Origin of the sequence: Corynebacterium sp. H127, assembly GCF_037482665.1 — a bacterium.
GTDB lineage: Bacteria > Actinomycetota > Actinomycetes > Mycobacteriales > Mycobacteriaceae > Corynebacterium.
In genome coordinates this window covers 1-25,091 of the sequence record NZ_JBBHKY010000003.1, presented here as the reverse complement: position 1 = coordinate 25,091, position 25,091 = coordinate 1, and the positions used below count along the sequence as shown (strand labels likewise).

The window sequence follows — 25,091 nt, the reverse complement described above, 5'->3', positions numbered from 1 at the left end:
TTGTCGCGTCCTCAATCAAATTGTTGCACTTCGGGGCATGATTTTAACCGCCGGAGTGCATGATGTCTGCTCCCAGTGGAACAGTTTCATCCTCCGGATCATCGAGCCAGCCTTCTGGGAGGACAACCTTTCCGGGAGATCCTTGGCGTCCCCGTGGCCCCTCAGCGTCGTCGGCAAGCGCCGCCGAATCCGCCAGCGGTGCCAACAGTGCCTGCAACTCTGCGAGGCTCGAAATCCGTGCGAGATCGGCTCGCAGTTCGCCGCCGACGGGGAAACCTCGCATGTACCAACCCATATGCTTACGGAGCTCGCGAAGTCCGTGTTCTTCGCCGTTGTGTTCAGCTAACAGTTCCGCGTGACGATAAATGATGGCGGTGACCTCGCCCAGTGTTGGCGGAGCAGGCTTATCGACGCCCTGGAGTTCTGCAGACAACTCGGCGAAGAGCCACGGTCGGCCCAGGCAACCGCGGCCGATGACCACGCCATCACAGCCGGTTTCCCTCATCATGCGGCTGGCATCGGAAGCCGCGAAGATGTCGCCGTTGCCGAGGACCGGTACTCCGGTGTGAGCTAGGTGCTCTTTCAAGCGGCGAATCTCTTCGTAGTTCGCGCTACCGGAATACCGCTGCGCGGCAGTTCGCCCGTGTAGCGCGACTGCAGCTGCGCCTTCTTCGACGGCAATCCTGCCGGCGTCGAGATGCGTGTGGTGCTCTTCATCGATGCCAATGCGCATTTTCACCGTGACCGGGACGTCTGAGTCTGCGGTGGCTTTAACAGCGGCGGCCACGATATTGCCAAAGAGGCGTCGCTTATAAGGCAAGGCGGAGCCGCCACCGCGCCTAGTGACCTTAGGGACTGGGCAGCCAAAGTTCATGTCGATGTGGTCCGCTAGGTTTTCATCGACAATCATCTTCGCTGCTCGATAGGTGTACTCGGGATCCGTCGTGTACAGCTGCAGCGAGCGAGGCTGTTCGCTTGGGGCAAAGGTTGTCATATGCAACGTCTTCTCGTTGCGTTCTACCAGGGCGCGTGCCGTCACCATCTCGCAGACGTAGAGGCCGGAGACGGAGCCCATCTTTTCCAGTTCTTGTTCTCGGCACAGCACCCGGAAGGGCATGTTAGTAACGCCAGCCATGGGGGCTAGTACCACGGGAGAATTCAGACGCAGGGAACCTATTTGCAATGACACGTGCTTTATTGTCCTGCTTTTGCCGGGAGACTACAAATGAACTTCGCGTCACCCTAGAGCGGGTGGAAAACGGGCGAGCGGGGAAGCAAAGTTTTGTGAACGCCGGGTGTGAAGTGGGGGAGTCAACTAGTGTGGAGTGCAAAGCTATCGTGTACATTGTGTATCCACAGTCACAGTGACTTGGGACTTATGTCACTAATTAATTACTGGGTTCTGCTCAGTCTCCTAGGAGGAATGAATGTCTGATCGTATTGCGAATGCCCAGCTTCGCGGCAAGGTAATGACGGCTGAAGAGGCCGCACAGTTTGTGAACCACGGTGATAAGGTCGGCGTTTCCGGCTTCACTGGTGCTGGTTATCCCAAGGCTCTGCCTACCGCGATCGCCGAGCGAGCAAAGGCCGCTCACGCCAAGGGTGACGAGTACATGATCGATCTGTTCACCGGCGCGTCCACCGCACCTGACTGTGACGGTGTGCTCGCCGAGGCGGATGCCGTCCGCTTCCGCGCCCCGTACCAGTCCGACCCAATCATGCGTAAGAAGATCAACGAGGGCATCACCCTCTACGCCGATTACCACCTTTCCGAATCTGGCCTGTACGTCGAGCAGGGCTTCTTCGGTCAGATGAACGTAGCCATCGTCGAGGCCGTCCGCATTACCGAAGAGGGCCACTTGGTGCCGTCATCCTCCGTCGGCAACAACGTAGAGTACCTAGACAACGCCGAGAAGATCATCATCGAGGTCAACTCCTGGCAGTCCGAAAACCTTGAGGGCATGGCCGACGTCTACCGCATCAACCGCCTGCCGAATCGCCAGCCGATCCCGATTACTGAGCCGGGCCAGCGCATCGGTAACACCTACATCGACATTGACATGTCCAAGGTCGTAGCAGTTGTAGAAACCAACGCGCCAGACCGCAACGCCCCGTTCGCTCCGATCGACGAGGCTTCCAAGCAGATCGCCGGCCACTTCCTCGACTTCCTCGAGGGCGAAGTAGCCGCCGGCCGTCTGACTTATGACGGCTACATCATGCAGTCCGGCGTGGGCAACGTCCCGAACGCTGTTATGGCCGGCCTGCTGGAATCCAAGTTCGAGAACATCAAGGCCTACACCGAGGTCATCCAGGATGGCATGGTCGACCTCATCGACGCCGGCAAGATGACTGTTGCTTCCGCCACCTCCTTCTCTCTGTCCCCTGAGTACGCAGAGAACATGAACCGCGATGCTGCCAAGTACCGCGAGACCATCATCCTGCGTCCACAGCAGATCTCCAACCACCCAGAGGTTGTCCGCCGACTCGGCCTGATTGCCACCAATGGCCTGATCGAGGCAGACATTTACGGCAACGTGAACTCCACCAACGTCTCCGGCTCCCGGATGATGAATGGTGTTGGCGGTTCCGCAGACTTCACCCGTAATGGTTTCGTCTCCTCCTTCATCACCCCGTCCGTGGCCAAGGGCGGCGCTATCTCTGCGTTCGTTCCGTTCTGCTCCCACATTGACCACACCGAGCAGGACGTCAAGGTCCTGATCTCCGAGTACGGCTACGCCGACCTGCGCGGCCTGGCTCCGCGTCAGCGCGTTCAGAAGATCATTGCCCTGGCGCACCCGGATTACCGTCCGCTGCTCGAGGAGTACTACGACCGTGCCCTGAAGATCGCCCAGGAGAAGGGCATCATGCAGACGCCGCATGACCTGGCCACCGCGTTCTCCTTCCACCAGCGTTTCCTTGAAACCGGAACGATGCAGAAGTAGCACGGTTTTAGTCTGAAATGCCCGGCCTCCAGTTCGAGTGGTGGCCGGGCTTTCTGCTGCCGAAGCTTGCGCTCGGGCCGCTGGTCAATGCGCATGCGTTACGACGACCACAGTCCGCTCCCGCAGTGCGCCAGGCAATGGCTCTTCCAGCAGCATCTTTAATAGCCGCGATGCATCTTCGCTGGCAATGTGCTCGGTTGGTTCATCGAGCAACAGGACAGGGGCAGTGGAACACAGTGCGCGGGCGAGTAACAGCCGGCGACGTTGTCCACTGGAGAGAGAGTCAGCTCCGGCAGTCAACACGTCGCCGAGACTGAAGTCAGTTAACCCCACCGCGGACAGTGCATCCGCCATGATGGCATCGGTAGCGGATGGGGCAGCGACGAGCAGGTTGTCACGGATGGTGGTGGCGAAGATCCACTCATCTTCAGGATGGGCATGGATGTGTGTACGCAACCAATCCTGATTGATCTCACTCATAGGCACGCCAGCTATCTCAAGTCGGCCACCAGCGGCGGGAATGAGGCCTGCTAGCGTCAGCAGAAAGGTGGTCTTTCCAATGCCGCTAGGGCCTGTGATGCGATGGCGAGAACCGAAAGGCGCCACTAATGTCCATGTTCCGGTGCCATGAGCCAAGGCAAGATCAGTGGCATCAATATCGTAGCTAGTGGGCTGTTTTGAGCGAGTTTGAGCAGGACTACCAATGAGCTTGCGAAGCCGGGCTGCTGCGTCCTTGGCATCTACCGCATGGGTTGCCGCAGCACCCAGGGGCCCATGCGATTCGAAGGCAGCTAACGGGAGTAGGACCAGCATGCCGAGCCACGTCGCTGAGCCCTGGTAGCTAGCTAGTCCCACCGCCACGATTAACACCGTGGACAGGCCCATACCCAGCTCGGTGAGCCCGGCTGCGATGGCTAGCGGCCTTTCTGCCGCCACAATCTCAGCACTATTGCGTCTAGAGGCCGCAACGGTGCGGTCGATTTGATGCCTGGATAGACCTGCGACGGCGAACTCAACGCGATGCAAGAGCTGGTCATCGAGCGCGATTCCCAACTCGTCGGTGCTCAGGGCTGCCTGGCAGCGCCGGTAAGACATCGCCGCTAAATAAGGGACAAGTCCACCGGTGATAGTAAAGCCCACGAGCAGAATCACACCCGTCCAAAAGTGCAAGGCAATTGCCGCGCCAACTGAAATCAGCGAAACCACGAGCGCGATGCCCGCCGGAATGAGTGAACGAACAATAAAGTCGGCGACGCGATCAGCATCGCTTCCTAATCGAGCTAGGCCGGCGCCCCGGGATAAGCTGTGCGCAGCGCCGGTGTTATCGCTAGCGATGGCGTCGAAAAGCGCCGCGCGCAGGCGTGTGGTTGCATCCAGGGCGACCCGATGCCCCACGAGTCGGTCAAGGTAGCGAAACACTGCGCGGGAAATGCCGAGTCCGCGCACAGCGGTGATAGCGATGCCGAGATCCAAGATCGGAGGCATTTGCCAAGCGCGGGTTATCAGCCAGCCGGATAGAACCGTCAATGTCAGAGCGGCGAGGAGCGTTAAAGCTCCCACGAAGATGGCTAATACCAGGCTGCGAGCGCGAACCTGGGCCAGCCGGAGCATAAGGACGAGATCACTCACAGGTCGATCACCTGATCCGCGAGCTTGGCGAGTCGGTCATCGTGACTGCAGATCACCAGCGTTTTGCCCGCCTGCGCCTGACGCCGCAACTCGGCCCCCAGTAGCTCAACGTATTCCGGGCTGAGGTGTGCACTCGGCTCGTCGAAAAGCAGGGTGCTCTTCTCGGAGTCCGAAACCGAGCGGGCAAGCGCTAGACGCTGGCCTTGACCTGCGGAAATGCCAGCACCGTTGGGGAGAACTCGTTGCGCCAGCGGTACTTCGAATCCGAACGCGACCTGCGCCCGCGTATCTGGGGGCGAGCCGAACAACTCCAGGTTATCCGCCACAGTGCCGCCGATGAAGGCAGGATGTGCGGGCAGGAAAGCGATGTCTTGCAGATCGGGAGCGGAGATCTCCCCGCTTAGCGAGCGATCCGGTAGCATACCGAGGATTGCCAGGAGTGCCGTTGACTTGCCGCTACCGTTGGCACCGCGCAGCACAGTGATCTCGCCGGGCTGAGCGTTGAAAGTCAGATGTTGGGGCCGCACGCCATCGCGTCCAGAGACACTCAAGTCATGCACGGACACACCTGCGTCTTGCACGGTGCGATAGTGGGCAGTGAGCTCTTCATCGGAATCCAACAGATCGAAGACCTGTTCAGCAGCCGACATGCCATCGGATGCGGCGTGGAAGCTTGCACCGACTTGGCGAAGCGGCCCGTAGACCTCAGGGGCGATGATGAGTGCCACTAGGCCAGCAAGCAGCGTCATATCTCCGGCCACAAGCCGCAGCCCGATCCCTACCGCCACCAGCGCAACAGAGAGCGTAGCTAAGAACTCCAAGGCGAAGGCAGACAGGAAAGCGAGCTTAAGTACTGACATCGTGGCATCGGCATGGCTGCGACCGGTACGAATCAGCTGTTCATGTGGCGCCTTCGTGGCGCCAAGCGCCCGGAGAGTTGGTGCCCCCTGAAGCAAATCCGCAAGCTGCCCGGAGAGTGCGCTTGCCACGCGAAGCCGTCGCTGCGTGTGTGAGCGGGTGAGTGTGCCGATTAGAACCATGAAAAGTGGAATAAGTGGGATCGTGGCGGCCGCCAGAATTCCCGAGGGCAGGTCGAAGTACAACATCACCGCGAGGGCTAGGGGCGTCGAAATACAGCTCGCGACGAGCGCAGGTACATAATCCGAGAGATACGGTCGCACGCCACTTAGCCCCTCGGTGAGCGTGGTGCGCCACTGCGCTGCGTCTGCCTCCACTTCCCGTGGGTCGCGCCGGGACAAGGTTGTTAAAGCGGCCTCGCGTAACTGGTCAACCGCTGTGCCAATGCTATGCGACGCCCATCGCTTCGCAGCATATGCTGTGACAGCCTGTGCGATCACCACGGCTAGCAACACCCACAGCAACCCCCACTTGGCGGTGTGATCTTCGATGAGAGTGGCAGCGAGGACACCGATGAGCACTGCGCGAGCCACGATAAGCATGGTTTGCGTGGCCTGAGCGATGCCACTAATCAGTAAGTGCCTCCTAGCTGCTGGTGCTGCTGCTAGGAGGCGCTTATTTAGGGGTGAAGTCATCTAGACGCTTACCCGCTTGCGGAAGACCCAGTAGGTCCAGCCCTGGTAGAGCAGAACTAGTGGGGTGAGTATGAATGCTGCCCAAGACATGACCCGCAACGTGTAGTGGCTGCCGGAGGAGTTATAGATATCGAGGGTGACTCCGTCAGCTAGCGTCGTCGGCATGAGGTTTGGGAAGAGCGACCCGAAAAGCTGGGCGGAACACAAGATAATCACGCTGGCCCAGCACGCGAAAGCCCAGCCATCACGGGATTTGAACAGTGTCAGCGTCGCGGCTAACGCGCACAAAACCAACAGGCCGAGGGGAAGCCACGTCAGCGTGCGTCCATAAGCAAGTTGGGTCCAGATCAGGAATGCTGCTGCCACTAGGATCGTGGGGACAATCAGCTTCTTGGCAAAACCATGAGCCACGCCTCTTAATGGTTCCTCGGCTTTGAGCCCTAAAAAGAGCAGGCCATGAATAAGGAAGACGAGCACAAAGGTTACGCCGCCGAGCAGTCCGAATGGGTTGAGCAGTGCAATGAAACCATCGAAGCCGGATTCGATTTGGCGATTGGCGTCTATGGCTACGCCGCGGACAATATTGCCAAAGGCTACGCCCCACAGGATTGCCGCTAGCCAACTACCGATGATGATTCCGATATCGCAGCGATCGCGCCATGTTTGGGTTTCTACTTTGCTGCGCCACTCTAAGCCAACCCCACGCAGGATCAGCCCAAGGAGGATCAAGAAAAGTGGCAGGTAAAAGCCGGAGAACATGGTGGCATACCACTCCGGGAAGGCGGCGAACAGCGCGCCACCTGCTGTGATGAGCCAAACTTCATTTCCATCCCAGACCGGGCCGATCGTTTTGATCGCTGCGGTTCGTTGTTCCTTCTTCAACCACGGCAGAATCATTCCGACACCGAAATCGAAGCCTTCCAGAACAAAGTAGCCGGAGAAAAGTACCGCTACTAACAGGAACCAGATTGTTTGAAGATCCATTAGCTATTCCCACCTTTAGCTGTAGTAGCGGATTCGGCCGTCTGGGAGGTTCCAAAATGCAACGGCTCAATCGGCGCATCCGGTGGATAGTAACCGTCAGCAGCGTGTGCGCTAGCACCAAGAGGGAGTGGTCCTTCGACCACCTTTTTGCGGATCAGCCAGAACCACATAACGGCTAACGCGCCGTACACGAGTGTAAAACCAATGAGGGATACCCACACCACCCACGGTTGGTGGTTGGATACACCGAAGTCTACAATGAGGCGAATTTGATCTTCCCCGTTTGGGCTACCTGGGCCGAATGAGGGATTCGGGTGCACAATCCACGGTTGACGACCCATCTCGGTGAACACCCACCCGGCAGAGTTCGCCAGGAAGGGGAAGGGAATCATCCAGAGGGCTAGGGTGCCAAACCACTTCTGATCAGGCAAGCGTCCCTTACGGGAGAACCAAAAACCAAGGACACACAGTACCAACGAGCCGACCATGAGCCCGATCATCATACGGAAAGACCAGTACGTGATGAAGAGGTTCGGGGTGTAATTACCAGGACCGTATAGGGTCTCGTATTTTTCCTGTAGTTGGTTCACACCCTGCAGGGTGACGCCGGAAAACTTGGTTTCCGATAGGAAGCTCAAAACCCAGGGGACCTCGATCCAGTGCCGAACCGACTCACAGTTGTTGTGCGTGCCCACAGTAAGTACAGAGAAGTATGGATCCAGCTGGGTCTCACATAGCGATTCGGCAGAAGCCATCTTCATCGGTTGCTGGACGAACATCAACTTGGCCTGGATATCTCCGGTGGCAGCCAGCAGCACGCTAGATATCGCGGTGGTCCAGAGACCCAGGCGCATCACTGGTCGCCATAGGGTTTCCGCCCGCTGATTTTCGGTGGCGTTGGCCCGTGCGCGGCGGTCCCGCACGATCCACCAAGCGCAAATTCCCGCTACAAAAGTGCCCGAAGTGAGCAGCGAACCAGCTGCGGTGTGAGGCCAGGCCGCAAGGGCGGTGGGGTTACTCAGCAGCGCTCCGATGTCGGTGAGTTCGGCGCGACCCGTTTCCGGGTTGAATACTGCACCGACAGGATGCTGCATAAAGGAGTTCGCCACAATGATGAAGTAAGCGGAAAGATTCACTGCGATAGCGACTAGCCAAATGGAGGCGAGATGCGCCCATTTGGGTAGTCTGCCCCAACCAAAAATCCACAGCCCTAGAAATGTGGATTCAATAAAGAACGCCGCGAGGCCTTCAAGTGCTAGGGGAGCGCCAAAGACATCTCCGACGAATCGGGAGTATTCGCTCCAGTTCATACCAAACTGGAACTCTTGCACGATGCCTGTGACCACACCCATGGCGAAATTCACTAGGAATAGTGTGCCGAAAAATCGGGTCGCCCGATACCAGTGATCTTTGCCGGTCACATGCCATGCGGTTTGCATTGCGGCAACAAGGGGAGCGAGACCAATGGTCAAAGGGACAAAAATAAAATGATAGACGGTCGTAATGCCGAATTGCCAGCGTGAGACATCAACGATGTCCATACGCGACACCTCCAAGTCGGAAAAGTAGTCCTATTTACATAGTCTCCTCTTGATTAGTCGGGGGGAAAGCCTTCGAGGTTCCCATCACACCATTTCTGACCCAATTCGGGGCTATGTGCACTGTTGGGGGTACAGATCTCTTCTCTTTGGTGGGGGTTGCCTTCCCAAACTCCCGCTTATGGTGCCCCAGTTTTGAATCAGCTTTTGGCAACGTCTAAAGTGTGTTCTAGCGATCATCGCTGATCGTTGGTCGGGCCTTTAGCTCAGTTGGTAGAGCTACGGACTTTTAATCCGCAGGTCGCGGGTTCGAGCCCCGCAGGGCCCACTTTTAACCCCGTTTACGCAGGTAGACGGGGTTTTTTATTTGCCCGTGCATAATCCGTGCACGCAGGGGTAGTTTTTGTGGCTGTTTTACCAGCAGAAAACCCCGGCCTTCACTTCGAAGCCGGGGCGTGAAGGGTAGGGAATTACCTGTCGGTCTCGATGCTGACAATCTGCGAGGAACTGAGCAGCAAGACCTCTCTGTCTCCGTGGCTGTCAATGGTGACGAACGGCACACCTTCCTTGAGGGGCTGCAGTAGCTCGCGCTCCAGCTCGGTCCGGGTGGCGTAGGTTGCAGACCACTCATTCAAGCCTTCATTCCGGCTGTCCAAGTGGGTAGTTGTGATGGTAATGTTCATCTTGAATCCTTAATCTTGATGAAGTCCTGAGAGTGGCTCAATAGCAATTGCCGTTGCTATCGCTCCCAGGGCTTCTGTTAGTTGTTCGACAGTCTCCACTCCGATAACTACTTTCCCGTAGTGCGTGTGGACGCGGTAGAAGCTCACACTGCTATCCCAAGTAGGTTGCTGGGATGAATTTGGACCCAGCAGGCGGCTTTGCTTCGGCGCTCCAGGATGATGTGCCGAAGAACTGAGTCTTATAGACGGTCCACCCTGCAGCATTAAGGCGCTGGATCACATCGCTAGCAACGTTGGTCATATGGTTATCAAGGGTCCTACTGTCCACGCTGAACGACGTAGCGTCGCCTGCTAGATCGAGCAGCTTCAGCAAGTCCATAACGCCGGTTCCAATACGCCCCCGCGTCTCGATCTGGATCTGCTGCACAAGTGGCAGCTTCCTAAGGTCGATCAACTTCGCGGGTGGGGTTAAGACATATTCGAAGCTTTCCCCCTCTTGGACGTTCCACGCGCCGGGCTGTAGCAGCCAACCCTTATCTGCCAGCGGCCGCAATGCACGCTCCAGCGCTACACGCTCCCAGCTTCGATTGTCCCGGTCTTCACTAGCCAACTTGAGCACCAGTGCTCCGTTGTCCTCAACGGCTGCGTGAAGCTGCGTAGGTACTGAATCGAGCGAGGCGATGGCGCGGCTCTTCAGTGTGATCTCTGTTGCGGTGGTCATCTGCTGATCTCCTTCAGGAATTGGTCTACTTCGTCGGCCGGGATTGCGTCATGGTCTTGTTCGCGGCGGTTGTCGATCTGATCTAGGTCTATACCGCCTAGCAGGTCTTCTACGTAGTTCACGCGGCCTCGCTTTCGACCAGTCCGTTTGACTCCAACCAGACGATCATCCGGTGCCGAGGGAACACCTCGCGCCTACCGAGGCGCACCGACTCTGGCAGCTCCCCAGCGTCACGCATTTTGGCTGCGGTCGGCACGCTCACTCCCAGTAGGTCTGCTACCTCTCGTAGCGTCAGGTAATCGATCTGCATGATCGAACCTCCTATAGTCTGCAATTGACCTCTTTGTCAATCTTTCGTTATATTTATCATATCATACTTCTTTTTACCCCCTTTTACCTGCAAACACACTTTTCTTCGCATTGCAACCGCGTCTTTGCTCAAGGCGTAGACCTGCGCAAACAAAACCTAAGCGGGGGCATGCCATAGAACCGGCGTAGGGTCAAGCCAGCTACACCCCAGTGGCGTATTGAAATAGAACATCAACAAAGCCTGATCGGGTTGTTCGTGCAGGTAGACTGGGTTTTCATCCGCGCTGGGGGCTGAATTCGAGGAGCTAAGTGCGGCAGCTAAATAAGGGGCTAGGCGCATCAAGCCCCCTAGAGCAGGCCGAGAACAACAGCACCCCACCAGCCCAGTTAATACAGGTCAGATCATGTGTTCATTCACATTGGAAAGTGGGGCTTCACCTGTGCAGGAGATCAAGTTCAAGGGGCTAGTCTCGGCAGCTAAAAGGAGAGCGGGGCACTGTGCCGATAGGAGCTTGAAAGGCCGGGGACGCATCCAGGCACGGCAACCAGAGCAGGGATCAAGGAATGTTAAATTCATCCGCGTGCTGTTATCGAGGCTAATATCCGGCGTGAAGGGCTAGAGGTAGTCCAGCTGTACGGCTGGCTAGAGAACCGGACAAGCCCATACAAATAGATAGCCTGAGATGTTCAAGTCCTTAAAAGGGCCTTCGAAAAGCTAATTTGACGCTAACATGAGGGTTTTCTCACGTTATGAGACGGTAATCCCACTTTTTCGTTAAAAAGTGCGGGGACGATATTCCGCAGCACCGAAGGAACGTTCGAAAAAGGCCCCGGGGGAGGTTCCCCCACCCCCCATATACTCTCGCAACATAGAATATCAAAGTGAGATTTCGAACATATACTCGACAAAGTGCAGCACCGAAGGGAAGGTTAACCTAACCCGGGGAGAGGGTACCCGGGGTGGGGTCACGCACACTGGCTAGAGACGCATGAGCTCATCAATATAGGCAAGCACCTTGTCAGGTATCTGCGTGTCAATGTCTGCATGTCCAGTTGAAACCACGAGTGAGAGTTGATGCGCGTCGACATTACAGCGCCTCAAAGTTTCAATTAGCACTCTATCTTTCAGCAAGTAGGTCACCCGTTCACCAGGTGCAAGCGATTGAGGAAGCTCACAACCATACACAAATGAACTCGAATCAAAGTGAATGAACTTTTTAATCCCAGCTTGTCGATAGGGAAACTTTAATGCATTGATTGTAGTTGTGAGCCGTCCCGCATTTTCGATTATTACCCCAACAGCATCGACCGACTCGTTTCGATCTGAAACAAATCCGGTATTAAGTCTAACCTTCAGCTTTGCACCGTTGCTTCGATGAGTGTAGACCTGCCACAACAGAGAGCCAAAGGCAACCGCGAGTGCGAAGAGAGAGATCCACAAAGACCAGCTAACCCCTTGCTCCACGGCTGGAGCTGGAGCTGGAGACTGCACGGGGACTACTACCGCGCTAGGGGTCTGCGTAACTGTGGCCGTTACGGTCTGCTGAACCGTTTGCGTTACGGTCGTGGCGGCTTGAGCAAGGTTCATCTACTGATTATCTCACCTCTCAGACTGGACCGGGGTTAGAGTGTCGACATTCGTCGACGGTTGTCTACATTTTGTCGACAGTGTGTAGACATGCATCCGCGCTGGTCATTGTGTGGTTTTAGGACTTTTGTCTACATTGTCGACACTTTTTTGCCACTCTGTTTTCTATAGAACTTCTACACATTGTGGATATAAATATAAAAAGTTTTAGAGAGTTAGAAATTAGTGTAGACAATGTAGACAAAGTACATATAACCCCAGTTCACAAGGTCTTTTTGAGGTGTCGACAAGTGTAGACAAAGCGTCGACATGGTGTCGACAGTGTCGACACTTTTCAGCCTGCAAAACAAAACCCACCCCAGCGCGGAAGCTATGGCAAGGGTGGGCGGAACCTACGCGGCGGCTTTGAGCTTTACACCTAGCACGCCGCGCTCCTTCTTTGAACCCGCACGGATAGAAGGCGACTTTGTACGTCGAGCCCCCAAATCAATAAGCGCCGAAGTCAGATCGGAAATAGACACCGTAGGCTCCAGCTCCTTATAGACTATCGCGGTCTCAAGGGCCGTGCGTAGCTCAGAGTTAGCGAGCTTGCCTTCAGGCGCGAGCTCAAAACGGTCTCCTACCCATTGCCCCACTTCATCCGCGCTGGCTATGAACTGGTCTGCAAGCTCTCGCATACGCTCTGGCATATCCCCATCGCGGAAGCCGTCACAAAGAGCTTCAGGGTAGACCTGAATCAGCTCAGCGAGGAAACCAACCAGAGCCTCAGGCTTGAGGTGAACATTATTGCTCTGCTTTAGCCAGGCTTGAATCTGCTCACGGTCACCTTCCATCGGCACCACCATAAGGCGATCTCTGAGGGCGCGATCCGCGCCGGGGATATGCGGGACATGGTTGGTTTCAAAGAACAGGGTCACACCAGACTTCACATCTTCGGACGCGCGGAACTTATCGGTCACGGTCATACGGTCGTTGCCAGAAATCGACTTAAGCACGTTCGCGTCACCCTTCGTCTTCGCGGACAACTCAGCCATATAAGCAAACCGGGCCTTGAGAGCTTTAGCGAGCGCCGAATTGTTGCCACCATTTTGTGTGAGATCTGCCATTGAAACCGGCGCTGCATAGGAACCGAGTAAACGCGTATAAGCCGTGGTGGTAGTGCCCTTGCCGGTGGCAGTCTCTCCCAGCAAGCCCCAGAACAGGCGGTGTGGGTTGTCTCCAAGCAGGCCGTACGCCAAAGCGCGGTAGACCCACCCTCGCACCTCTGTGTCGGGGTAAATGAGCTCCAGGAGATCCGCGATTTTGGTACTGCCAGAACCAGCAAAGCGAGCAATATCAGAACCAGAAAGCCCCATAACAAAATCCCCGGAAAGCAGATCTTGAACACTACGCGGGCGCACACATTCAGATAAGGGCTTACCCTTTTCGGCCTGCTTCAGGTCGAGAATTTGGCCGTCACGAAGGAGTAGGACATGCGGGTTAGCGTCAAACTCATCGGCAAACCTAAAGCGGCCTTCGGCCTTCAGGTAGCCCTTCAACGGCTCAATCATATTGCGGGCCCCCGCTGTGGTGCTGAGCTGGTTCAACACGCCGTTAAGGAACTTGACTTCAGCTCTGTCGTCTTCGTCTTCAGAATCTAGGGCTGAGAGCAGAGATTTAAGTAGCGGGGTGACGTTATCGGACATCTCCAGCGCCGCGCCAACGGAGACCAACTCCCCAGTGTAGGTGTCGTACAGCCATTGCTTCACATCCATGTTCGAGCTCTTACCCTGCACCACAATCACCCCTTCGTTCGCCAACGCAAACAGGCGGGCACGTAGCTTATCTCCCTGATAGTTAGCTACCAAGTACGCGGCAGCTTCTATGAGCTCCCCGGCGCGCTCTTCGGCGCACGCCGCGCCGTCTAGATTCGTGAGCTCCTTCGGATCGAAGCTACCGAACTTTTCGACGTACAGCCTGGCTTTGCCGTGTTCTACGTCACCACGAAGGTTGTTGATCTCCCCGGCTAGAGCGCGGTCAAACTCTGCGTGTACGTGTTCATCTCGTGAGCGAGAAGCGCGGGCGCGGGCGAAAGCTTCACGAAGAAAATCGAGAATCTGCTTCACGCCCTTTTCACCCTCCAAAGCACCACGGCGCAAAGCCCACCTCTGAGCCTTGAGCAAAGAACCGTGAGCATCGTTGTCCATAGCTTCCGCGAACTCTTTGGCCTTCATGCTCATGTGCTCAGCCGGTTCTTCCGAATAGCCCGGCGCGACCGTCTCCAGCCACTCCAGGGCCGTATCTAGATAAAGGTCTTCCGAAGGGCCGCGCTTGAGTGAGTCTTTAGCCAGACCGGCTTTGAGGTGTTTTTGCCAGGCGGTAGGCAATTCTGGGAGCTCTGAAACGCAAGGCGGCACGTCTAGTTTGCGGTGGTCTGCTGCGTACCATTTGTAGGCGGTCTCTTTATAGGTAGACGGCCACGCCACGCAATAAGAAACCGTGTGCTGTCTTAGGTCGATACCAGGTCCTGCCGTGGAAGCCCACTTGACCCCAGACTCAACGCGGTAGAACACATGACGCTGATCGTTGCCTGCTCCATGGCGCGTGCTGTACGGGCCTTCAGGGAGCTTGCCTAGCTCATCTTCGAGCAAAGCGAGCGTAGCGGGGCCGTTCTTGGTTTTGTCGTGGAGATCCACGTCAAGGCACATCACGTTATCGGGCATACGCAAAGCCAGGTTGCCTTCGTGTCCTGCCATGAGCTCTAAGGTTTGCTCTTTCGTCTTCGCCGGTGAGTTGCCGAACCAACCTTGACCACGGGGGACCAACGGCGGGTTTTTCTCACCCTGTTTGAGTGGCAGAACTTCAAGCCAACCGCGCTTTTTGTACAGGTTGACTGCGTACTGAATCGTGCTAGAATCGTTCATAACATCTAATTCTCTTTCTTGTGTATGGGATCTAGCCAGCGCTGGTCACGCTGGCTTTTTTCATGGATGTATAATGAATAGTGACCGAATAAGTGTTCGGTTTTGCTGGTGCCGGTTTAATTGGCGCGGTTAAGCGGCTAGGGTGGCACTTCTGCTACTTCTGGTCGCTTCACTGTTTTCATGAGCTCCGAGATAATCGGTCCATACGCTCAAGCAAGCGTTCTGATCCGATTGCGGAACTCCCAGATTTACGAGCAAGAGCTCAAGGTGTGGACGCGCCTGCACTACTGGCACTCCAGGAAGAAGCGACACGAGGCCTTCCAGTGCCTCTAGGGCGCAATCCCTTTCGACCGCTTTTTGATATTTGCTGAACATAAGTTCTTCTTTCTACTGAGATTGAAATGATTAAATTAGCCTTCTACTGAATATAACGTTGTTGAGCTGCACTTATTCTCGCGTTTTCGCAAGGTTAACAACAGGTTAACTGCCGTGTACGGAGCAGCCACCGCGTGTCCCGCGCCGGGAACGACACTTGGCAAACTTGAAGCCTTTGGAAAAAGTTAACCTAAAGTTCACTTTGAGCTATTGCGATTAGCCGGGAAACGGGCTATTTAAGCCGTCGAATTGCTCTAGTGGCACTCTCACCCGCCGTGTTGCTGTTGGTCCGCGAGCCGGGCAGCTAGCGCGCCGGGATAGCCTCAAGGGAGCTACGGACTGCAACAATGTCCGAATACCTACCGCGATAGGCCTTGACCAGAGTTTGCGCTTCTCGTTCGCTCCTACAGCGGCGGAACAGAACGAAGTGGTCATCGTTGGCCACGAACACGGCGAAAGTCTCACCCAAGGTCGCCTTAGTCGGCAGGCCAGTTAGCGGCGCGGTAAACGCGTTAATCCAACTCTCCAAGCGGCCGCTAGGCTCTCTAGGGCGGTGACTCAGCGATTCAACTTCGGGCAACATTACCGAGCCGAACCTAGGGGAGTGAGTGCGGCTTCAAGCTCAGACAGGCGCACACGAACAGAGCGGCCTAAGCGGTATGCAGGGATCTTCTGGGAATCAATGAAGCGCTCCAGAGTGCGGCGACTTACAGAGAAGTAGTCGGCGGCAACATCGAGGGTGACGTGCTTCTCACGGGCGGTTGCTGTGGTGTTTTTGGACACGGCAAATTTTCCTTATTCGCCGGTAGCGACACGGCAAGGAAATTTGCTTACTAGCTTCAATTTAGCCTGAAGCGTTCGGCCCGCAATAAATTAAGGTTGGACTCAGAGTAAAACTAAAAGTCGTCAGCTGTCAACTACTGTGGCAAAGATTCAATCGTGATCTTGTACCCGGTGGCGAAGTAGTGCGTCTTATCCAGGTAGCCCGAAATGTGAGAGCACCTTGCAAAACGATTAGGGCTGTAGTCTGCTTCGAAATCATCAAGAGTAGCTAGGTATGCCAACTTGCCTAGTGGTTGCCCAGACTCCCTGTAGAGCTGTTCTAGCTCCGATTCCCGCACCCGCGAGGTAGCTAAGGCATCGAGCATTTGGCTAGGGGGCATTACTTCGATTGCCCGGCGCGATATCCCGTGTGTTCTAGGTGCTGTGGCGTTCACACCGTCTGGGGTGAGTTTCGTAACTACGTTGCGTGTTGTGGCGTACACAAGCATGGCGCGGTGGCCGTCGAATTCCAGCGTTTTTGCTAATTCGCAGCCTTTGGGGCATCGCAGGCTGTTAACCTTTGCGGCCTTGAGCTGTTCGGGCGCTAGCTGGAAGTAACGCCCCATTGCGGTGTTGATGCTCATGCTTCTTCCTCTGTGATGAACTTATCCAAGTTTGCGGCGGCCTTGTGTTCGTAGTTGGCGCTGGCTCTCTGATACTCCATGAGCTGCTCTATCTTCTCATGGCCCATAATGCGGCGGGCTTCCTCTAACGAGATCCCAGAGTGGTTAACCAGCATCGTTCCAAAGAAGCGGCGTAAGTCGTGGGGCGTAATATCTGGTCTCCCCGCTGCTTCCTTCACAGGAGCAAAGTCTTTGCGAAACTCGGTATCCTTCATCTGCGAGCCGTCTTCTTTGGTTATGAAAAGATCGTTTTGTCTCTTGCCAACATAGGTTTTGAGGTGAGCGCGAACAACTGCGGCCTTAGATGCGGGTACAACAATATCGCGGTTGCCTGCGTCCGTCTTGGGCGTGTCCATCACTAGCAACACTTGCTTGCCGGTCACCTCGTCTTTGATCCGCTGCACGTTGCGGCGCACTCGAATAGTTAAGGTGTCGCCGTTGTCGATAAAGTCTTTGCGGCGTAGTTCCAGCAATTCGCCTAATCGCAGTCCGCACCATTGCAGGACAACGAGCGGGGCTTTGAGCTTCTTGTGTGCTTGCTCAACCATTGCGGCTGCTTCCGCGAGGGTTAAAAGCTCTTTGTCCTTGTTGTCCGAGCGCGGGGGAGTGCCAGCGCCTTTGATGTTGACCGGGTTTGTAGTGATGATCTCCAGCTCATTAACCGCATGACCAAAAGCTGTCTTCAATCGCTTGTAAGCGTAAGCGTTCGTGTTGCCTTCATCGGGCCATTGCTCTTGAACTTGAGACCACCACACACGTATGCGGTTTCGGTCTACGTCCACCACAGGAATATTTGCCAGGGAATCGAAGCCGGGGAAAGAGTCGCGCAGCACCCGCGTGTCTAGTTTTCTGCGGTGGCTTTGCCGGGTTGATTCCTTCTTGATGGCGGTGCTCTTGGAAAGCCAATCTTCTACTAACTCCTTGACGGTCATTTGAGCTTTCGCTTTGTCTGTCGGTGCTATCCATTTGGTGCCCGAAAGTTCGGCGGCATGAATCGTGTCGATCTGGTCGTTGATCCAATTCTCTGCTTCGCGTGCTCCGTCTCCGTTGCGGCGGCGTGCGTCCACGTAATCAAAGGCGAACGTGCGCGGGGCTTTGTGGGTTACACCGTCCTTGCGAAAGAAGGCTTGAAAGCGTCCGCTCTGAAGTAGGCGCACGGTTCCAAAGGTTCCCTTGCGCGTCCACTCAGACCGAATTTGCTCGTCAGTCTTCTTCGCCATGTTCGTTTCCTTTCGGGTGCGCGTGCACGTTTCGTGCACCCTGAATATCGTTTAAAGCCGTTTTCTGTCGTGTGTTGACTTACCCCTAATTTAGCCTTTATGCTGGTCACAAGGTTAATCGCCAGGTGGCGGGGGTAAAGAGAAAACCTACAGATTAGCCCCCGCAGGGCCCACTTTTGAGAGCCGCCGTGTAGCTTTTGCTGTCACGGCGGTTCTTTTATTTGTGCTGATGGTGCCTGGGGCCTTGGGAATCACATTGACTTTGCCGTCGGCAAGCGGATCTGTGTGCGGGCCTTTAAGCTCGGAGCAAACCATCGGTCGTGAGGATGACCATGACAATCAAAAACGTCCCTTACTACGCTTTCGCTGGCAATGCCCGCGAGGCCATGGAGTTCTATCAGTCCATCTTTGGCGGTGGTCTGAACGTAATGACTTTCGGCCAGATGGGCGATCCAAGCCTGCCGGAAGACATGGCGGAGCTGCTCGCGCACGGCCACCTTGCTGGCGACGCCATCGAACTCGCTTGTTCTGACTATGTCGAGGGCTTCATGGGTCAGGAACCTTACGAGATTGGAAACCACCTCTCTCTGTCCCTCTGGGGTGATGACGTTGTAGAGGGGCGCTCCTACTTTGAGAAGCTGTCCGAAGGTGGCCAGGTGAACATGCCTTTTGAGAAGCAGATGTGGGGCGACACTTACGGTCACGTCACCGACAAATTCGGCATGGCCTGGTCCATTAACGTGTCTGAACAGGTCTAAAGCGGGCCCTGCTTATCGACGGCCTTAGGTTGCTCGCGAGGGCGAGCGCCGCGGTCGCCGGTGGGGGCCTTTTGAAAATCCTCCTGTGGGGCAAGCGCTCCAACGTGAGCCAGTTCTCTTTTTCGCGCTATTGATACTGGTCAGGGGCGGATTTTGTGATGTAGGAAAATTCCCGTATATTAAACGTCTGTCGCAAGGGAAATCCCTTGTCTGGCTCGCTCCCATCGTCTAGGGGCCTAGGACACCGCCCTTTCACGGCGGCGACACGGGTTCGAATCCCGTTGGGAGTACAAGGTCCACTTTTAAGTGGGCCTTTAAAAATGGATATGGCCCTGTGGCGCAGTTGGTTAGCGCGCCGCCCTGTCACGGCGGAGGTCGCGGGTTCAAGTCCCGTCAGGGTCGCCATATCGTTTTCGTAGCGCGGGTCTCGAGGAATCACCTTGGGGCCCGCGCTGCTTTTGTTTTCTTAGCGATTCGGTGATCATGATCATGATCATGATCATGTGAGTGGTGATGTCAAGAGTGGCCGAATTCTTGCGCGCTTACTCTTATAATCATGATCTCCGCGCCCCTATTTACCTGCTGATTTGTCTATTTTCTCGTATTCTGTGTAAAGTCTTACCTCGTGCAAGGGACGTAAGTTCCGGGTACGGCATAAGGCCCTGTGGCGCAGTTGGTTAGCGCGCCGCCCTGTCACGGCGGAGGTCGCGGGTTCAAGTCCCGTCAGGGTCGCTGGAGTATCCTAGCGATGTTCCTTGGCCAGATAGCTCAGTCGGTAGAGCACACGCCTGAAAAGTGTGGGGTCGCCAGTTCGATCCTGGCTCTGGCCACAACGAAGCCCTCGTGAAAACGAGGGCTTTTTTGTGCGCAAAGACACAAAGTTGTGGCATGCTGGAGCGCACCTGACGTTGGTTAAGCACTCTAGGAGGTCCACCAATGGCCGATGTACGCCACAACGACATCAAATCCCGCTACGAGATTCTCGTTGACGGAGAAGTAGCGGGATTTGCGGAATATCAGAACTCTGGGACAACTAGGGACTTCCACCACACCGTGGTGGACGCTGCGTACCAGGGGCAGGGCTTGTCCAAGCAACTGATTCAGGAGGCTCTAAATGACACTCGGCACGGGGGATTCCTAGTAGTGCCCAGCTGCAGTGCAGTGTCTGGGTTTATCGCGAAAAACCCAGACTATGAGGACCTGCTGGCATAGAAAAAGTTGTTGGCCCGGACTCCGCTTTGAAAGGTGGTGTCCGGGCCGGGGATGTCGAGGTTATTCCTCAATCACTGACTTGTGACCCGAAACATAAGCGTCTGGGTCGACCAGCTTGATGCATTCATCTGGATGGCGTGGCCGGTTCTTGGCTGGGATACCGATGGCAATGTGATCCTCGGGGACATCTTTGGTCACAACGGCGTTCGCGCCGATGGCGCTGCCAGCACCGATCGTGATGGGGCCTAGTACTTTGGCACCGGCGCCGACTGTGACATTGTCCTCAAGCGTCGGGTGGCGCTTTGTTTGGGTCAGCACTTGGCCTCCGAGGGTAACACCGTGGTAGAGCATTACTCCTTCACCGATTTCAGTGGTCTCGCCGATGACGATTCCCATGCCGTGGTCGATGAAGAAGCGACGTCCGATCGTTGCTCCCGGGTGGATCTCAATGCCAGTGAGAAAGCGGGTGAATTGCGCCAAAACGCGTGCTGGCCCTTTGAATCCGCGGATCCAAAGGGCGTGACTGAGGCGGTGCGACCAAATGGCATGCAAGCCGGAATAGACAATGGCGTTTTCAAGGTCTCCGCGGGCAGCTGGGTCGTGTTCGCGGGCGTTTTGTAGATCCTCACGGATCATACGTACAAGCTGGTACATAAACGCCGATATTATCAGCTTAACCGCGCTCTCAACAGCCCCTTAGGCGTCGATAAGCGCGGCAAATCAGTTAGTCGCGGATATCCTCAAACAAAATCGTCGAAACATAGCGTTCGCCGAAGTCTGGGATGACGGTGACAATCGTCTTTCCTTTGAATTCCGGCCGAGAAGCAAGTTCCAGTGCTGCCTTTACGTTGGCTCCTGCGGAGATACCACCCAAAATGCCTTCTGTTGCGCCAAGCTTGCGCGAGGTTGCTACCGCGTCGTCGTTGGAAACGGTTATTACTTCATCGAGGATCTTGCGATCTAAGACGTCTGGAATGAAATTCGCACCCAGACCTTGGATCTTGTGTGGACCGGCTTTACCAGTGGTGAGCAGCGGAGAATCTGCTGGCTCGACGCCGACGATGGTGATCTCCGGATTGTGTGATTTAAGGACACTGCCGACGCCAGTGACGGTTCCGCCAGTGCCGATACCGGCAACGAAGGCATCAATCTTGCCGTCGGTGTCCTCCCAAATCTCAACCGCAGTGGTCTCCTTGTGGATCTGAGGGTTGGCTTCGTTGCTGAACTGGCGAGCCAGGATGGATCCTGGGCGGGAGGCAACAATCTCATCGGCCTTATCTACTGCGCCTTGCATTCCCGCGGCGCCAGGGGTGAGGACAATCTCTGCTCCGTATGCGCGGAGCATTACTCGCCGCTCGGTGGACATTGTTTCCGGCATGGTAAGTACCACGCTGTAACCTCGGGCGGCACCCACGAGCGCAAGGGCGATACCGGTATTGCCGGAGGTAGCTTCAACGATTGTGCCACCTGGCTTTAGCTCGCCCGAAGCTTCGGCAGCATCAATGATGGCGCGCCCGATTCGATCCTTGACGCTGTTAGCGGGATTAAAGAACTCTAGCTTTACGAGCACCTCGGCTTCGAGTCCCTCGACTATGCGGTTGAGACGAATCAGCGGGGTGTTTCCAATAGTTTCGACAACGTTGTTGTAGATCTTGGCCATGTTCGGGTCCTTTTCTCCAGTGGATGTACTTTTTCGAGAGTGTACGCTTAACCGACCTAAAAAGGTAGTCCGGTCAGTTTGTATCGAATAGACCTTACGGTCTATTGGTGTTGAAATTGTTCAACGAAGTCCGATATTTTTGGGTTAAAAAATGTGACATATGCCCCTTCGGGAACTCTTGTATTGAAGGGTAATGTGTGTGTGACTGTTGTGGATTGCATATGCATTGACGGTTTCGGGGGTAGCGCGACGGTGCATGCTTGCAGGTCACGGCTGAATTGGCAGAATAGTTGGCCGTTGGCGAAGGGGTGGGTCGGGTTGAAGGTTGGCGCATAGTATGCAATTCAATTGCTATATTCTGAATATTCTCAGCTTTGGCGTACCCCCGCTTTGTGGTTATACTCCACGGTACTGTGTGAATAGCACGCCGGCGGGTGTACCTGCACGGGTGAGAGTATGGAGGAGATCCCATGGTGGAGACGCAAGCTTTGAAGGACGATGACGACGCAATCCGCGCCGCGCTCACCTCTCTCAAGACTGCAACAGGCATTCCCGTCACGATGTATGCAACGGTTTTCGGAGAAAACAAATTACAAATCAGCGCTTGGGTGGGGCTTCGCACACCAGCGCTGCAAAATATCATCATTGACGGCGGTGCCGGAGTCGGTGGCCGTGTTTTGGCTACGAAGCGGCCTGTTGGTGTGTCTGATTACACTCGCGCTAGTGTCATTTCTCACGAATATGACAAGGCGATTCAAGATGAAGGACTCCATTCCATCGTCGCCGTTCCCGTAATCGTGCACCGAGAAGTCGTCGGCGTCCTATATGTGGGCGTGCATTCTTCGTTGCGTCTCGGCGACAAGGTTATTGAGGAAGTCACCATGACCGCGCGTGCGCTCGAACAAGATTTGGCGATCAACGCCGCTTTTCGACGCACCGACAGCCCGCGGGGCGGAGCCGTGAAATCAGGACGCGTGATGAATGGGGCAGAGTGGGAACAAATCCGCTCCACACACTCCAAGCTCCGCATGCTGGCCAACCGAGTTGGCGATGACAGCCTGCGCAAAGAGATCGAAGAACTCTGCGACCAGATGGTCACTCCAGTTCGGATGAAGCAGACCACAAAACTCTCCGCGCGTGAACTCGATGTGCTTGCTTGCGTCGCACTCGGCCACACAAATGTGGAGGCAGCCGAGGAGATGGGCATCGGAGCGGAGACCGTGAAGAGCTACCTGCGTTCAGTCATGCGCAAACTCGGAGCTCACACCCGATACGAGGCGGTAAACGCAGCTCGTCGGATCGGCGCACTGCCTTAAAGCTGAACTATTAACGATCGCCGCCGGGAACCCATTTGATGTCGTTCCCGGCGTTTTCAATTCTCCCCAGAATAAACAGCAGGTCACTGAGCCGGTTCAAGTACTGTGCCGGCATTTTAGAAGTGGTGTCTGGGTGCTGTTCGAAAGCTGCCCAGGCTATTCGCTCAGCGCGACGGGTAATCGTACGTGCGGTGTGAATCAACGCTGAGGTTGGAGTTCCACCAGGCAGTATGAAGGAATTCAGCGCTTCGAGTTCCTCGTTATAGGCGTCGCACTCGGCCTCGAGGCGCTCGATGTACTCGGGTTCGATCCGTAGCGGTGGATACTTCGGGTCTTGTTCAATCGGTGTGGCTAGGTCGGCACCGGCGTCGAAAAGCTCATTTTGTACCCTACGCAGCGATGCAGCAACGTCCGCTCGTGGTTTTCCGATCGCCAAGACTTGGCCGAGCGCGGCGTTTGCTTCCTCGGTGTCGGCGTAGGCGTGGAGGCGGATGTCGTTTTTGGAGACGCGCTCGAAATTCGACAGACCAGTGGTACCTTCGTCGCCGGTACGAGTGTAAATCTTTGTCAAATGAACAGCCATGCCTCCAAAGGTATCGGAACCCTGAGGGACATACATCGGAATTGTGTTTAGACTTGAGGCCGTGAAAGACAAATTTTTGGTCACGGGTGGCAATCGGCTCAGCGGTGCTGTGAAAGTCAGCGGCGCAAAGAACAGTGTTTTGAAGCTCATGGCGGCGGCCTTGCTAGCTGAAGGAACCTCCACCTTGACGAACTGTCCGGAGATCCTCGATGTGCCGCTCATGAAGGATGTCCTTGAAGGGCTTGGGTGCAGCGTCGATATCGACGGCAGCGTTGTCCGAATTACTACCCCTGCGCAGATTAAGAGCGATGCGGATTTTGACGCGGTTCGTCAATTCCGTGCCTCTGTGTGCGTGTTGGGGCCCCTCACTTCGCGTTGTGGCAGGGCGGTGGTGGCGCTGCCGGGGGGCGACGCCATTGGTTCTCGGCCTCTTGATATGCACCAAACCGGCTTGGAAAAGCTTGGCGCGAAAACAATGATCCGCCATGGCGCGGTCGTCGCCACTGCAGAACATTTGAAGGGTGCGCACATAGCTCTTGATTTTCCTTCTGTTGGCGCGACCGAAAACATCCTCACAGCGGCGGTGCTGGCAGACGGAGAGACTACCCTCGATAATGCTGCGCGCGAGCCGGAGATTGTCGATCTTTGCAAAATGTTGCAGTCCATGGGCGCCAATATTGAAGGTGCCGGCACTTCAACCATCCGCATCGTGGGAGTGGAGAAGTTGCAGCCAACAACTCATGAAGTAGTCGGAGACCGCATCGTTGCGGGAACCTGGGCTTACGCCGCTGCGATGACCGGTGGCGACATCACTGTGGGCGGTATTTCCCCAGCAAATGTGCATTTGCCACTACAAAAACTGCGTCTTGCCGGTGCTGAGGTAGAAACTTACGAAAGCGGATTTCGGGTTCGCATGAACGGCCGCCCATTGGCTGTGGACTACCAAACTTTGCCTTTTCCAGGTTTTCCGACGGATCTCCAGCCAATGGCGATTGGCCTAGCGGCTGTCTCGGAAGGCGTATCCGTCATCACAGAAAATGTTTTTGAATCACGCTTCCGTTTTGTAGATGAGATGCAGCGGCTCGGAGCCGATGCGACCGTCGATGGGCATCACGTGGTTGTCCGCGGCATTCATGAGCTTTCCTCTACCTCGGTCTGGAGTTCTGACATCCGCGCTGGTGCTGGCCTAGTGCTAGCTGCGTTGTGTGCCGATGGCGTTACAGAAGTCCAAGACGTGTTCCACATCGATCGTGGATATCCGCGTTTCGTTGAGCTGCTGACAGAACTGGGGGCGAAGATTGAGCGCGTCCCCAGCTAGCTTTTAGCCGTTTTACCTGGGGGTTTGTGTTGTTGGTTGGGGGTGTGTAACTTTATGTGAGTCAGCGCGACCGACAACGCCCCGCCTTTGGGTGTGCGGCGGTAGGAAAACGAGTCGTTGGCGAAACTCCTTGCTTCTGATTGTGATTGCCTGTTGTGGGTGGTTGTGGTTGGTGTGCGTGTGTTGTTTGAGAACTCAATAGTGTGCCAAGTACTTATTTTGATACTTTTTGTATCTTTTGATTTTTTGGTTGTGTGTTGGTGCCGGCAGGCCCGGAGGGGTCTGTGTAAGCATTTAATACTCAACTTTTTGTGGTGGCGGGTTTTTCCTCGTCGGATTGTCGGTCATCACTTT

The 25,091-nt window shown here is 55.6% G+C and carries 24 protein-coding genes and 5 tRNA genes; 11 read left to right on the top strand and 18 right to left on the bottom strand.

Features of this window, described 5'->3' with window-relative positions; genetic code table 11:
* Positions 1-43: 43 nt before the first annotated feature.
* Positions 44-1,189, bottom strand: coding sequence for a tRNA dihydrouridine synthase DusB (gene dusB / locus WG936_RS04095; RefSeq protein ID WP_339565356.1), 1,146 nt, complete (start codon positions 1,187-1,189; stop codon positions 44-46).
* 238 nt (positions 1,190-1,427) lie between these two features.
* Between dusB and WG936_RS04090 the strand changes: the two genes are divergently transcribed.
* Positions 1,428-2,942 carry an acetyl-CoA hydrolase/transferase family protein gene (locus WG936_RS04090; protein ID WP_339572189.1) on the top strand — a complete coding sequence of 505 codons (1,515 nt, stop codon included), beginning with the start codon at positions 1,428-1,430 and terminating at the stop codon, positions 2,940-2,942.
* 84 nt (positions 2,943-3,026) lie between these two features.
* On the opposite strand, the gene cydC is transcribed toward WG936_RS04090, so the two are convergent.
* Genes cydC through WG936_RS04070 form a run of 4 tightly spaced genes read right to left on the bottom strand, consistent with a single transcriptional unit; the run spans position 3,027 to position 8,649 of the window.
* Complete coding sequence (gene cydC / locus WG936_RS04085) at positions 3,027-4,571, bottom strand: thiol reductant ABC exporter subunit CydC (RefSeq protein WP_339572188.1); 1,545 nt, start codon at positions 4,569-4,571, stop codon at positions 3,027-3,029.
* On the bottom strand, positions 4,568-6,124 hold the full coding sequence (locus tag WG936_RS04080) for an ABC transporter ATP-binding protein/permease (protein ID WP_339565359.1): 1,557 nt from the start codon (positions 6,122-6,124) through the stop codon (positions 4,568-4,570). The genes cydC and WG936_RS04080 overlap by 4 nt, the downstream gene beginning before the upstream one ends.
* A complete protein-coding gene (gene cydB, locus WG936_RS04075; protein ID WP_339572187.1) occupies positions 6,125-7,108 on the bottom strand; it encodes a cytochrome d ubiquinol oxidase subunit II in 984 nt (327 codons plus the stop codon).
* A complete protein-coding gene (locus tag WG936_RS04070) occupies positions 7,108-8,649 on the bottom strand; it encodes a cytochrome ubiquinol oxidase subunit I (protein WP_339572186.1) in 1,542 nt (513 codons plus the stop codon). The genes cydB and WG936_RS04070 overlap by 1 nt, the downstream gene beginning before the upstream one ends.
* A 252-nt stretch (positions 8,650-8,901) precedes the next feature.
* On the opposite strand from WG936_RS04070, the gene WG936_RS04065 reads away from it, so the two are divergent.
* A tRNA-Lys gene (locus WG936_RS04065) sits at positions 8,902-8,974 on the top strand.
* A 142-nt stretch (positions 8,975-9,116) separates the two neighbouring features.
* Here WG936_RS04065 and WG936_RS04060 read toward each other — a convergent pair.
* The 6 genes from WG936_RS04060 to WG936_RS04035 form a co-directional block, all read right to left on the bottom strand.
* The gene (locus WG936_RS04060) at positions 9,117-9,329 is read right to left on the bottom strand and encodes a hypothetical protein (protein ID WP_339572185.1); all 213 of its coding nucleotides are present in this window, start codon (positions 9,327-9,329) and stop codon (positions 9,117-9,119) included.
* Positions 9,330-9,480: 151 nt separating this feature from the next.
* Positions 9,481-10,050 (bottom strand): hypothetical protein, encoded by a 570-nt coding sequence (locus tag WG936_RS04055; protein ID WP_339572184.1) that lies wholly within the window; start codon positions 10,048-10,050, stop codon positions 9,481-9,483.
* Entirely contained in the window at positions 10,047-10,172 is a 126-nt protein-coding gene (locus WG936_RS04050; RefSeq protein WP_339572183.1) for a hypothetical protein, read from the bottom strand. The genes WG936_RS04055 and WG936_RS04050 overlap by 4 nt, the downstream gene beginning before the upstream one ends.
* A complete protein-coding gene (locus WG936_RS04045; RefSeq protein WP_339572182.1) occupies positions 10,169-10,360 on the bottom strand; it encodes a helix-turn-helix domain-containing protein in 192 nt (63 codons plus the stop codon). The genes WG936_RS04050 and WG936_RS04045 overlap by 4 nt, the downstream gene beginning before the upstream one ends.
* 978 nt (positions 10,361-11,338) lie before the next feature.
* A complete protein-coding gene (locus WG936_RS04040) occupies positions 11,339-11,947 on the bottom strand; it encodes a hypothetical protein (RefSeq protein WP_339572181.1) in 609 nt (202 codons plus the stop codon).
* 392 nt (positions 11,948-12,339) lie between these two features.
* Entirely contained in the window at positions 12,340-14,850 is a 2,511-nt protein-coding gene (locus WG936_RS04035; RefSeq protein WP_339572180.1) for a bifunctional DNA primase/polymerase, read from the bottom strand.
* Positions 14,851-15,030: 180 nt separating this feature from the next.
* Here WG936_RS04035 and WG936_RS04030 point away from each other — a divergent pair, with 180 nt between their 5' ends.
* Positions 15,031-15,183 carry a hypothetical protein gene (locus tag WG936_RS04030; RefSeq protein ID WP_339572179.1) on the top strand — a complete coding sequence of 51 codons (153 nt, stop codon included), beginning with the start codon at positions 15,031-15,033 and terminating at the stop codon, positions 15,181-15,183.
* A 346-nt stretch (positions 15,184-15,529) separates the two neighbouring features.
* Here WG936_RS04030 and WG936_RS04025 read toward each other — a convergent pair whose 3' ends face one another.
* From WG936_RS04025 to WG936_RS04010, 4 genes are all read right to left on the bottom strand, one after another.
* Positions 15,530-15,808 (bottom strand): hypothetical protein, encoded by a 279-nt coding sequence (locus WG936_RS04025; protein WP_339572178.1) that lies wholly within the window; start codon positions 15,806-15,808, stop codon positions 15,530-15,532.
* Complete coding sequence (locus WG936_RS04020; RefSeq protein WP_339572177.1) at positions 15,808-16,008, bottom strand: helix-turn-helix domain-containing protein; 201 nt, start codon at positions 16,006-16,008, stop codon at positions 15,808-15,810. Before WG936_RS04020 ends, WG936_RS04025 begins: the two co-directional genes overlap by 1 nt.
* 134 nt (positions 16,009-16,142) lie before the next feature.
* Positions 16,143-16,631, bottom strand: coding sequence for a hypothetical protein (locus WG936_RS04015; RefSeq protein ID WP_339572176.1), 489 nt, complete (start codon positions 16,629-16,631; stop codon positions 16,143-16,145).
* On the bottom strand, positions 16,628-17,890 hold the full coding sequence (locus WG936_RS04010) for a tyrosine-type recombinase/integrase (protein WP_339572175.1): 1,263 nt from the start codon (positions 17,888-17,890) through the stop codon (positions 16,628-16,630). The genes WG936_RS04015 and WG936_RS04010 overlap by 4 nt, the downstream gene beginning before the upstream one ends.
* Positions 17,891-18,222: 332 nt before the next feature.
* Between WG936_RS04010 and WG936_RS04005 the strand changes: the two genes are divergently transcribed.
* The 6 genes from WG936_RS04005 to WG936_RS03980 all read left to right on the top strand — a co-directional run bounded on the left by WG936_RS04005 (position 18,223) and on the right by WG936_RS03980 (position 19,860).
* A complete protein-coding gene (locus WG936_RS04005; RefSeq protein WP_339572174.1) occupies positions 18,223-18,648 on the top strand; it encodes a VOC family protein in 426 nt (141 codons plus the stop codon).
* Between the two features lie 217 nt (positions 18,649-18,865).
* A tRNA-Glu gene (locus tag WG936_RS04000) sits at positions 18,866-18,938 on the top strand.
* Positions 18,939-18,976: 38 nt separating this feature from the next.
* Positions 18,977-19,053: transfer RNA gene (locus tag WG936_RS03995), tRNA-Asp, on the top strand.
* 253 nt (positions 19,054-19,306) lie between these two features.
* Positions 19,307-19,380, top strand: a tRNA-Asp gene (locus WG936_RS03990).
* Between the two features lie 25 nt (positions 19,381-19,405).
* Positions 19,406-19,478 (top strand) — tRNA-Phe (locus tag WG936_RS03985).
* A gap of 106 nt (positions 19,479-19,584) precedes the next feature.
* A complete protein-coding gene (locus WG936_RS03980; protein WP_339565363.1) occupies positions 19,585-19,860 on the top strand; it encodes a GNAT family N-acetyltransferase in 276 nt (91 codons plus the stop codon).
* Positions 19,861-19,920: 60 nt separating this feature from the next.
* Here WG936_RS03980 and epsC read toward each other — a convergent pair whose 3' ends face one another.
* Positions 19,921-20,514 (bottom strand): serine O-acetyltransferase EpsC, encoded by a 594-nt coding sequence (gene epsC / locus WG936_RS03975; protein WP_339565364.1) that lies wholly within the window; start codon positions 20,512-20,514, stop codon positions 19,921-19,923.
* 70 nt (positions 20,515-20,584) lie between these two features.
* On the bottom strand, positions 20,585-21,520 hold the full coding sequence (cysK, locus tag WG936_RS03970) for a cysteine synthase A (RefSeq protein WP_339565365.1): 936 nt from the start codon (positions 21,518-21,520) through the stop codon (positions 20,585-20,587).
* 470 nt (positions 21,521-21,990) lie between these two features.
* Here cysK and ramA point away from each other — a divergent pair, with 470 nt between their 5' ends.
* Complete coding sequence (gene ramA / locus WG936_RS03965; RefSeq protein WP_339565366.1) at positions 21,991-22,836, top strand: acetate metabolism transcriptional regulator RamA; 846 nt, start codon at positions 21,991-21,993, stop codon at positions 22,834-22,836.
* 10 nt (positions 22,837-22,846) lie between these two features.
* Here the strand turns inward: ramA and WG936_RS03960 are convergent, their stop codons facing one another.
* Complete coding sequence (locus tag WG936_RS03960; protein ID WP_339572173.1) at positions 22,847-23,419, bottom strand: cob(I)yrinic acid a,c-diamide adenosyltransferase; 573 nt, start codon at positions 23,417-23,419, stop codon at positions 22,847-22,849.
* Between the two features lie 61 nt (positions 23,420-23,480).
* Between WG936_RS03960 and murA the strand changes: the two genes are divergently transcribed.
* On the top strand, positions 23,481-24,737 hold the full coding sequence (gene murA, locus WG936_RS03955) for a UDP-N-acetylglucosamine 1-carboxyvinyltransferase (RefSeq protein ID WP_339565368.1): 1,257 nt from the start codon (positions 23,481-23,483) through the stop codon (positions 24,735-24,737).
* Positions 24,738-25,091 lie beyond the last annotated feature (354 nt).

What these genes read in the sequence shown, in the direction of transcription:
- WG936_RS04030 (WP_339572179.1), top strand. Translation starts at nt 15,031, where the DNA reads ATGAGCTCCGAGATAATCGGTCCATACGCTCAAGCAAGCGTTCTGATC.
- WG936_RS04045 (WP_339572182.1), bottom strand. Translation starts at nt 10,360, where the DNA reads ATGCAGATCGATTACCTGACGCTACGAGAGGTAGCAGACCTACTGGGA.
- epsC (WP_339565364.1), bottom strand. Translation starts at nt 20,514, where the DNA reads ATGTACCAGCTTGTACGTATGATCCGTGAGGATCTACAAAACGCCCGC.
- WG936_RS04080 (WP_339565359.1), bottom strand. Translation starts at nt 6,124, where the DNA reads ATGACTTCACCCCTAAATAAGCGCCTCCTAGCAGCAGCACCAGCAGCT.
- WG936_RS04005 (WP_339572174.1), top strand. Translation starts at nt 18,223, where the DNA reads ATGACAATCAAAAACGTCCCTTACTACGCTTTCGCTGGCAATGCCCGC.
- WG936_RS03980 (WP_339565363.1), top strand. Translation starts at nt 19,585, where the DNA reads ATGGCCGATGTACGCCACAACGACATCAAATCCCGCTACGAGATTCTC.
- WG936_RS04070 (WP_339572186.1), bottom strand. Translation starts at nt 8,649, where the DNA reads ATGGACATCGTTGATGTCTCACGCTGGCAATTCGGCATTACGACCGTC.
- WG936_RS03960 (WP_339572173.1), bottom strand. Translation starts at nt 23,419, where the DNA reads ATGGCTGTTCATTTGACAAAGATTTACACTCGTACCGGCGACGAAGGT.
- WG936_RS04015 (WP_339572176.1), bottom strand. Translation starts at nt 16,631, where the DNA reads ATGAGCATCAACACCGCAATGGGGCGTTACTTCCAGCTAGCGCCCGAA.
- WG936_RS04060 (WP_339572185.1), bottom strand. Translation starts at nt 9,329, where the DNA reads ATGAACATTACCATCACAACTACCCACTTGGACAGCCGGAATGAAGGC.
- WG936_RS04010 (WP_339572175.1), bottom strand. Translation starts at nt 17,890, where the DNA reads ATGGCGAAGAAGACTGACGAGCAAATTCGGTCTGAGTGGACGCGCAAG.
- WG936_RS04090 (WP_339572189.1), top strand. Translation starts at nt 1,428, where the DNA reads ATGTCTGATCGTATTGCGAATGCCCAGCTTCGCGGCAAGGTAATGACG.
- ramA (WP_339565366.1), top strand. Translation starts at nt 21,991, where the DNA reads ATGGTGGAGACGCAAGCTTTGAAGGACGATGACGACGCAATCCGCGCC.
- WG936_RS04025 (WP_339572178.1), bottom strand. Translation starts at nt 15,808, where the DNA reads ATGTTGCCCGAAGTTGAATCGCTGAGTCACCGCCCTAGAGAGCCTAGC.
- cydB (WP_339572187.1), bottom strand. Translation starts at nt 7,108, where the DNA reads ATGGATCTTCAAACAATCTGGTTCCTGTTAGTAGCGGTACTTTTCTCC.
- WG936_RS04055 (WP_339572184.1), bottom strand. Translation starts at nt 10,050, where the DNA reads ATGACCACCGCAACAGAGATCACACTGAAGAGCCGCGCCATCGCCTCG.
- cysK (WP_339565365.1), bottom strand. Translation starts at nt 21,520, where the DNA reads ATGGCCAAGATCTACAACAACGTTGTCGAAACTATTGGAAACACCCCG.
- WG936_RS04035 (WP_339572180.1), bottom strand. Translation starts at nt 14,850, where the DNA reads ATGAACGATTCTAGCACGATTCAGTACGCAGTCAACCTGTACAAAAAG.
- WG936_RS04040 (WP_339572181.1), bottom strand. Translation starts at nt 11,947, where the DNA reads ATGAACCTTGCTCAAGCCGCCACGACCGTAACGCAAACGGTTCAGCAG.